Origin of the sequence: uncultured Slackia sp., assembly GCF_944321625.1 — a bacterium.
Classification (GTDB): domain Bacteria; phylum Actinomycetota; class Coriobacteriia; order Coriobacteriales; family Eggerthellaceae; genus Slackia.
The window spans coordinates 142674-150076 of the sequence record NZ_CALUMA010000047.1; the positions used below are offsets into that span (position 1 = coordinate 142674).

At 61.5% G+C, this 7403-nt stretch carries 7 protein-coding genes and 1 pseudogene; all 8 read right to left on the minus strand.

Annotated features, from left to right (window positions below):
- Positions 1–31 precede the first annotated feature (31 nt).
- Complete coding sequence (locus Q0J60_RS04650) at positions 32–1570, minus strand: uracil-xanthine permease family protein (RefSeq protein WP_294439072.1); 1539 nt, start codon at positions 1568–1570, stop codon at positions 32–34.
- 111 nt (positions 1571–1681) lie between these two features.
- A pseudogene (locus tag Q0J60_RS04655) lies at positions 1682–2254 on the minus strand (xanthine phosphoribosyltransferase); the annotation flags it as partial.
- A gap of 93 nt (positions 2255–2347) precedes the next feature.
- Positions 2348–3778: a cell wall metabolism sensor histidine kinase WalK gene (locus Q0J60_RS04660; RefSeq protein ID WP_294439073.1), complete on the minus strand. Its 1431-nt coding sequence runs from the start codon at positions 3776–3778 to the stop codon at positions 2348–2350.
- Between the two features lie 30 nt (positions 3779–3808).
- Positions 3809–4510: a winged helix-turn-helix domain-containing protein gene (locus tag Q0J60_RS04665; RefSeq protein ID WP_294439074.1), complete on the minus strand. Its 702-nt coding sequence runs from the start codon at positions 4508–4510 to the stop codon at positions 3809–3811.
- Positions 4507–5169: a phosphate signaling complex protein PhoU gene (gene phoU, locus Q0J60_RS04670; protein ID WP_294439075.1), complete on the minus strand. Its 663-nt coding sequence runs from the start codon at positions 5167–5169 to the stop codon at positions 4507–4509. The genes Q0J60_RS04665 and phoU overlap by 4 nt, the downstream gene beginning before the upstream one ends.
- Positions 5170–5174: 5 nt before the next feature.
- Complete coding sequence (gene pstB, locus Q0J60_RS04675) at positions 5175–5936, minus strand: phosphate ABC transporter ATP-binding protein PstB (RefSeq protein ID WP_367178787.1); 762 nt, start codon at positions 5934–5936, stop codon at positions 5175–5177.
- Between the two features lie 54 nt (positions 5937–5990).
- Entirely contained in the window at positions 5991–6854 is an 864-nt protein-coding gene (pstA, locus tag Q0J60_RS04680) for a phosphate ABC transporter permease PstA (protein WP_294439077.1), read from the minus strand.
- On the minus strand, positions 6851–7403 hold a 553-nt coding region (pstC, locus tag Q0J60_RS04685; RefSeq protein ID WP_294439078.1), incomplete at its 5' end, for a phosphate ABC transporter permease subunit PstC. The genes pstC and pstA, both read right to left, overlap by 4 nt.

Consider the following 7403-nt stretch of genomic DNA (forward strand, 5'->3'; position numbering starts at 1 on the left):
GGCGCGTTAGTTTAGATTTCCATCAATGACATTACTCGTCCTCTTGAGACGTTTTGCGTTTGTCGGGATCGCCGAACACGAGTTCGGCAGGCTTGGGAGCCACGAACGCCGGCTCTTCGGCCTCCACGGCGGCGGCTGCTGCAGCATCGCCTGCCGCGGCGCGCTCGCGCAGGTCGCTGAGCGCCTCGGCGTCGGCCTGCTGCTGTTCCGCCGCACCCGCAACCTCGGCGCCATCGATGGAGATGTCCTTAGGCAGCACCAGGTTGCACACCACGGCCACCAGGAACACGCCGGCCACGCAGTTGTCGGCAAACACGCTACGCACCAGCTCGGGGAAAATCACGAAGATGTCGGACACCTGGGTGAACCCGATGCCGATGGCAAGCGACAGAGCCGTAATCAGGATGTTGCGCTGGCTGAACCCGGCGCGCGCAATCATCTGGAAACCGCTCACGATGATGTTGCCAAACATCATGATGGTGCAGCCGCCCAGCACAGCCTCAGGCAGGCTGGAGAACACGGCGCTCACCACAGGCAGCAGCGCCGCCAACAGCATGATGACGGCACCGGTGGCGATGGCCTTGCGGTTGACCACCTTGGTCATGGCGATCAGGCCGATGTTCTGAGCAAACGACGTCACAGGCAGGCAGCCAAAGCAACCGGAAAGCGCGCTTACGAAGCCGTCGGCGGCAAGCGAACCCGAAAGCTCCTTCTCGCGCACCTCACGGCCCAGGCCCACGATGGTAAGCGCCGAGGTGTCGCCGATGGTCTCGGTGGCGCTCACCAGGAAGATGACCGCAAGCGAGATGATGGCGCCCAGGTTGAACTCAGGCGTGAACGGCATGATGTGCGGCAGGGCGAACAACTGCATGTTCTGGAACGCTGTCAGGTCGACCGCACCCATGATAAGTGCCGCAATATAGCCAACTACCAGGCCGAACAGAACCGAAAGTTGCTTGGTTTTACCCTTGGCGAGAATCTGGAACGCAAGGCACGACACCAGAGCGATGGCGCCCAACGCCAGGTTGCGCGGCGATCCGAAATCCTCCGCGCCGCTGCCGCCACCGAAGCTGGTCGCACCAACGGAAAGCAGCGAGAAACCGATTGAAGTAACCACCACGGCCGCCACGATAGGCGAAATGATGCGACGCCAATACTTGGCGAACAGGCCTAACGTGCCTTCGAAGATGCCACCCACGATGATGGCGCCGATAGCCGCGTTGTAGCCGTACTGCGCCGCAATCACGCACAGCACCGACACGAATGTGAAGCTGATGCCCATGACGATGGGCAGGCCGCTACCGATCCTCCACACCGGGAACAGCTGGATAAGCGTTCCGATGCCTGCGATGAGCATGGCGCTTTGCACCAGCATGGCCGTCTGGTCCTCGGCAAGCTCGGCCGCACCCGCCACCACCACGATGGGCGCCAGATTGGCCACGAACATCGCGAGCACGTGCTGCAGGCCATAGGGAATGGCGCGCAGCAAAGGGATATCGCCGTCGAGCTGGAACAGACTTGCGTGGTTGAACTGCTTCTTTGCGCCCTTGGCGCCGCCCGCAGCCGCCACGGCTTACGCCTCGCCCTTCGCGGCCGCGTCGAACGCCGCATCGGCGCTTGCGAGGTCGTCGGCGTTTACCTCGACCACCTCGCCATACGTCGGCGCGTCGCCGCCCTGTGGACGGAACGTGATCTTGCCGGTCATGGGATCCATGCGGTCCACGATGGCGAGCGACTCCAGGCGATACCCGCGCTCACGCAGGCTCTTGCCGCCGGGCTGGAAGCCCTTCTCCACCGCGATGCCAATGCCTTCGACCGTGGCGCCGGCGGCCTCGACAATTTCAATCAGGCCGTTAAGCGCACAACCGTTGGCCAGGAAGTCGTCAATAATCAGCACATGGTCGTCGGGGCCAATGAATTTCTTGGACACGATGACGTCGAACACCTTGCCGTGCGTGAAACTCTGGATGCGCGTACAATACATCTCGCCATCGAGATTGATGCTCTGCGCCTTCTTGGCGAACACCACCGGCACGCCGAAATGCTGCGCCGCGATGCATGCGATGCCGATGCCGGACGCCTCGATGGTAAGAATCTTGTTGATGGGAGCATCGGCGAACAGGCGCTTGAACTCGGCACCCATCTCGTCGAGAAGCTTGATGTCAATCTGGTGGTTCAGAAAGCTATCCACTTTCAGCACGCCTTCGGCCTTGACCACGCCATCCTTCTGGATGCGCTCTTCGAGAAGCTTCACGATGCTCGCCTTTCTGCTCGGAAATAGGTTACGCTTCGAACGAATTTGCCCGAAGCGCTATAACCTCACAGTGTAGCGCAGTATTAAGGTTTACTAAGCCGGAAAAGTCACGGTAATGATGGTGCCTTCGGGATGATTGTCGGTGATGCTGATGCTGGCGCCGTGCACCTGAGCGGCGTGCTTGACGATCGCCAGGCCCAAACCGCTTCCGCCTGTATCCTTAGAGCGGCTTTCCTCCACGCGGAAGAACCGCTCGAACACGCGCTCGCGCAGCTCATGGGGAATGCCGCGGCCCGTATCGCTCACGCGCAGCACCGATTTTCCGCCTTCGGATGCCACCTCGACGATCGCACGACCCCCCTCGTGGTTGTATCGCACGGCGTTTTCGGCAAGGTTGCGCACCATCTCTTCCAGGATGCGGGCATTGCCGCGCACCATGATGGGCTCGTTGTCCACGCGGCTGATCTGCACCACCAGATCGACACGAGATCGTTCGGCCAAAGGCCGCAGACGCGCCACAGCGTTGTTGGCAACCGACTCGAGCGGCACTTCCTGCTGAAGGTCAAGCTCCATCTGGCCTTCGCCTATCTCATCCAGATGCGTAAGAGCGATGATCTCTTCCACCATGCTCTTCATCTGCTGGGCCTCGTCATGGATGAGGCCGGCGAACCTACGCACGTCGCGCGGCTTGGCAATGCCCTTGTCGATGATTTCGGCATAGCCCGAAATGACGGTCAGCGGCGTTTTGAGCTCGTGCGACACATTCGCCGTGAACATACGGCGTTCGCTGGCCTGAGCGTCAAGGCGACGGTGCTGCGCGTCAAGGCGCCTCAGCAACGGCATGAGCTCCTCGGGCGCGTCGCCGTCGATGGGATTGTTCAGGTCGATCTTCTCCATACGCGCGATAACGCGACGGGCAACCAGGTAGCCAATAAGGAACGAAATCACAACCGCCAACACCAACACGAGCAGGCACGGCAGCGCGATGGTACCCATGATGCCCCAGATGGTGGACTGCGTGACGGCAAGCCTGAGCACTGATCCGTCGGTCAGCAGCACGGAGTGGTAAAGCGTCTCCTCGCCAAGCGTTTCAGAGTAGCGGCCACTTTGCCCTTCGCCCGTCTGCATGGCCTCGACCACTTCGGGGCGTTGAGCGTGATTTTCCATGGACGATTCGTCTGCATACGAGTCGTACAGCACCGTTCCGTCGGGCGCGATAAGCGTCATGCGCGTATCGGGCTCGATGGTGCTTTCGGTTTTGACCATGTCAATCGCATCGCTGCCGGTGTAGCCCGTCTCGTTGATGACGCGCGCGTACCCTTCTGCCTCTGCCTCAAGATCGTCCACGGCGCGCTGGTCGAGCGTAAAATAGAACACCGCGGCATACAGAATGCAGCAGATGATGACCAGCGTGGCGGAAGCAGCGGCGACCATAGATGCCACAGCGCGAGAAAGATGCCACCTTTGACGAGGCTCGTCGCCCGTGGCATCTTTCTTCGAAAGCGATTGAATGCGAATGTCCATGAGGATGGCTCCGTTGACGGCGGAAAGCGGTTATGCCTTCAGGCGATAGCCCACGCCACGCACGGTCTCCACGAACGAAACCGCCTCGGGGTCGGCCTCGCCCAGCTTCTTGCGAAGCGTTTGCACGTGAGCGTCCACGGTGCGGGTCTCGCCCGCCACGCCATAGCCCCACACGCGCTCGAGCAGCTTGTCGCGCGAAACCACGATGCCACGGTTCTCCATCAGATAGCGCAGCATCTCGAACTCCTTGTGGGTAAGACGCACTTCTTCACCCGAAACCGTCACGCGATAGCTCGCAGGATCAAGCGAGATAGGGCCGGCATCCAGCGTCTCGCCCGCAGCGAGGGGCGTGGATTCGGCGCCCTCGCGGGCAGCGCGGCGCAGAAGCGCGTTCACGCGCGAAAGCAACTCCATCATGCCGAACGGCTTGGCCAGATAGTCATCGGCGCCCGAATCCAACCCGGTCACGGTATCGTATTCGGTGGATTTCGCCGTGAGCATCATGATGGGCACGTCCTGCGTGCGCGGATCCTTGCGCAGGCGTTTGAGCACGCTGATGCCGTCCTCGTCAGGAAGCATCACGTCAAGCAGAAACAAATCGGGAATCGCCTGCGTAAGCGCGGCATCCATCTCAGCGGCGCGCGAGAACCCACGGGTCTCGTGCCCCGTCTGGGAAAGCGTGTACAGCGTCAGATTGCGAATCTGTTCGTCGTCCTCAAGGTAGTAAATCATCCGAGCAGCTCTCCTTTGTATCGGCCCGTGATTGAGTATTCTACCCATTCCGCGATGTTTTGGGCATGGTCGCCCACACGTTCAAGATATTTCGCCACCATAAGCGCCTCTACGAGGTTGGCCGCCGGGTCGCTTTCCGCCTGAATGCCCTTGATGATGTCACGCTTCACGCGGTCGAACATCTCGTTCACGTTGGCGTCCTCGCCCACCACCTGGGCGGCGCGCTCGCCGTCGCGCTTGACGAACGCCTCGGCGGCGTCATGCACCATGTTGGCGGCGTAACGGCCCATCTTGGCAAGGTGCTTGTGCAGCTTGGGGTCGAAGTCGTCGCCCTCGAGCGTGAGCACGATTTCGGCAACATCGGCAGCCTGGTCGGCGATGCGCTCCATGTCGCCCACCATCTTGAGCGCGGCGGAAACACGGCGAAGATCGCCCGCCACAGGCTGCTGGGTCAAAAGCAGCTTCAGGCACAGTGCCTCGATTTCGCGCTCCTGATGGTCGATTTCGTCATCGCCCTCCATGATGGCGCGGGCGCGCTCCTTGTCGCGCGACTCAAGCACCTCCACGGCGCCAACGACGGCCTCCTCCATCGAGGAAGCCATGACCAGCATCTGAGCATCGAGCAGCGCCAGCTGGGAATCAAAAACGGTACGCATCATATGACTTAGCCGAACCTTCCTGTGATGTAGTCTTCCGTGCGCTTCTCCTTGGGGTGGCTGAACAGCACCTGAGTCTCATCGAACTCAACCAGGTCACCCAGCAGGAAGAACGCGCACATGTCGGACACGCGGGCGGCCTGCTGCATGTTGTGAGTCACCATGACCACGGTGTAATCCTTCTTGAGCTCGGTCGCCAGTTCCTCGATGCGTCCGGTGGAAATCGGGTCCAGGGCGCTCGTGGCCTCGTCCATCAGCAGCACTTCGGGTTCGACAGCCAAAGCGCGAGCGATGCACAGGCGCTGCTGCTGGCCGCCGGAAAGGGCCAAGGCGCTTTTCTTCAGGGTGTCTTTGACCTCGTCGAAGATCGCGGCCTTGCGCAGCGCGGTTTCCACGATCTCGTCCAGCTTTGCCTTGTCCTTGACGCCGTGGGTGCGCGGACCGAAGGCGATGTTATCGTACACCGTCATGGGGAACGGATTGGGCTTCTGGAACACCATGCCCACGCGCTTGCGCAAACGGTTCACGTCGGTGCCGCGCGCGTACACGTTTTCGCCGTCGATAACCACTTCGCCCTCGATACGGCAGCCCTCCACCAGGTCGTTCATACGGTTGAGGGTGCGCAGCAGCGTGGACTTGCCGCAGCCCGAAGGCCCGATGTAGGCCGTGATTTTGTTCTCAGGCATGTCCATATTGATATTGTGCAGCGCATGGAATTCGCCGTAGTACAGGTCCAGGTTCTTGACGGCGATCTTGGTTTTGGAGGGCACCGCAGAAGCTTCTCCAGCCTCTTCCTGCAGCGCCGAGAGGTCGACGTCTATCATTTATTCCTCGTTTCCTTTCGTAAGACGCTTGGCCACGAACGACGCCAGCGCATTGATCAGCAGCACGATGACCAGCAGCACCACGGCGGTGGCGTAGGTGGCATCGATGTGCAGGCCCTCGGATGCCAGCACGTACATATGTACCGACATGGTGCGCACCGAACCGAACACCGAGTCGGGGATAGCGGCCACAGAGCCTGCGGTGAAGATAAGCGCGGCGGATTCGCCCACGATGCGCCCGATGGACAGGATGATGCCGCCCAGGATGCCAGGCATAGCCGGCGGCAGCACGACGGAAAGCACGGTGCGCAGGCGGCCGGCGCCCAGGCCGAAGCTGCCTTCGCGGTAGGCGTCGGGCACGGCGCGCAGCGCTTCCTCGGTGGTGCGCATCACGGTGGGCAGCACCATGATGGCAAGCGTCAGGCAGCCCGCCAGAAGCGAGAGGCCCCAGCCCAGGAACACCACGAAGAACAGCATGCCGAACAGGCCGTAGACGATGGAGGGGATGCCCGCCAGCGTCTCAGCCGTCAGGCGCACGATCTTCACGAACTTATTGCCACGCGTGGTGTATTCCACCAGAAAGATCGCCGCCATGACGCCCAGGGGCACGGCGATGACCAGCGTAAGGAGCACGGCCAGCAGCGTGTCGACCAATGACGGCAGCATGGACACGTTGTCCGAGTTGTATTCGAGCGCGAACAGCTCGGGCTTTAGGTTGGGGATACCCATGACCAGAATGTAGCCCACCACGATTAGGAGCACCGCGATGGTCAGGAAGATAGCCAGGTGAACAAGCGCATTCAGAATGACGGAGGACGTCTTGCGATGCGGCTTGCGCGCGGCGGTATTGGCGGTATCGCTCATCGCTTAGACCTCCCGTTCAGAATGGCGAACACCAGGTTGATGATCAGGACGAACACAAACAGCACCACGGCGGTGGCGATAAGCGCCTCGCGATGCAGGTCGGCAGCGTAGCCCATCTCCAGAACGATGTTGGTGGTCAGCGTGCGCACGCCGTCAAGCAGACTGTCGGGGATGACGGCCTGGTTGCCGGCGATCATGACCACGGCCATCGTTTCACCGATGGCACGGCCCACGCCCAGCACCACGCCGGCCATGATGCCGGAAGTGGCCGCGGGCACGAGCACGCGGAACACGCTGCGCTCGTGGTCGGCGCCCAGGGCAAGCGCGCCTTCGTAGTAGCTGTCGGGCACCGCATCGATGGCGTTGCGCGCCACGGTGATGATGGTGGGCAGAATCATGATGCCCAGGATGATCGAGGCCGCCAGCAGGCTCATGCCCTGCACGTTGAACACCTCGCGGATGAGCGGGACCAGCACCACCAGGCCGAAAAAGCCGTAGATGACCGAGGGGATGCCGGCAAGAAGCTCGACGCCCGGCGTGAGGATGCGC

Bases quoted from the DNA above. Each gene is read 5' to 3' on its own strand.
- Q0J60_RS04660 (WP_294439073.1), bottom strand. From the start codon at position 3,778: ATGGACATTCGCATTCAATCGCTTTCGAAGAAAGATGCCACGGGCGAC.
- Q0J60_RS04665 (WP_294439074.1), bottom strand. From the start codon at position 4,510: ATGATTTACTACCTTGAGGACGACGAACAGATTCGCAATCTGACGCTG.
- phoU (WP_294439075.1), bottom strand. From the start codon at position 5,169: ATGATGCGTACCGTTTTTGATTCCCAGCTGGCGCTGCTCGATGCTCAG.
- pstA (WP_294439077.1), bottom strand. From the start codon at position 6,854: ATGAGCGATACCGCCAATACCGCCGCGCGCAAGCCGCATCGCAAGACG.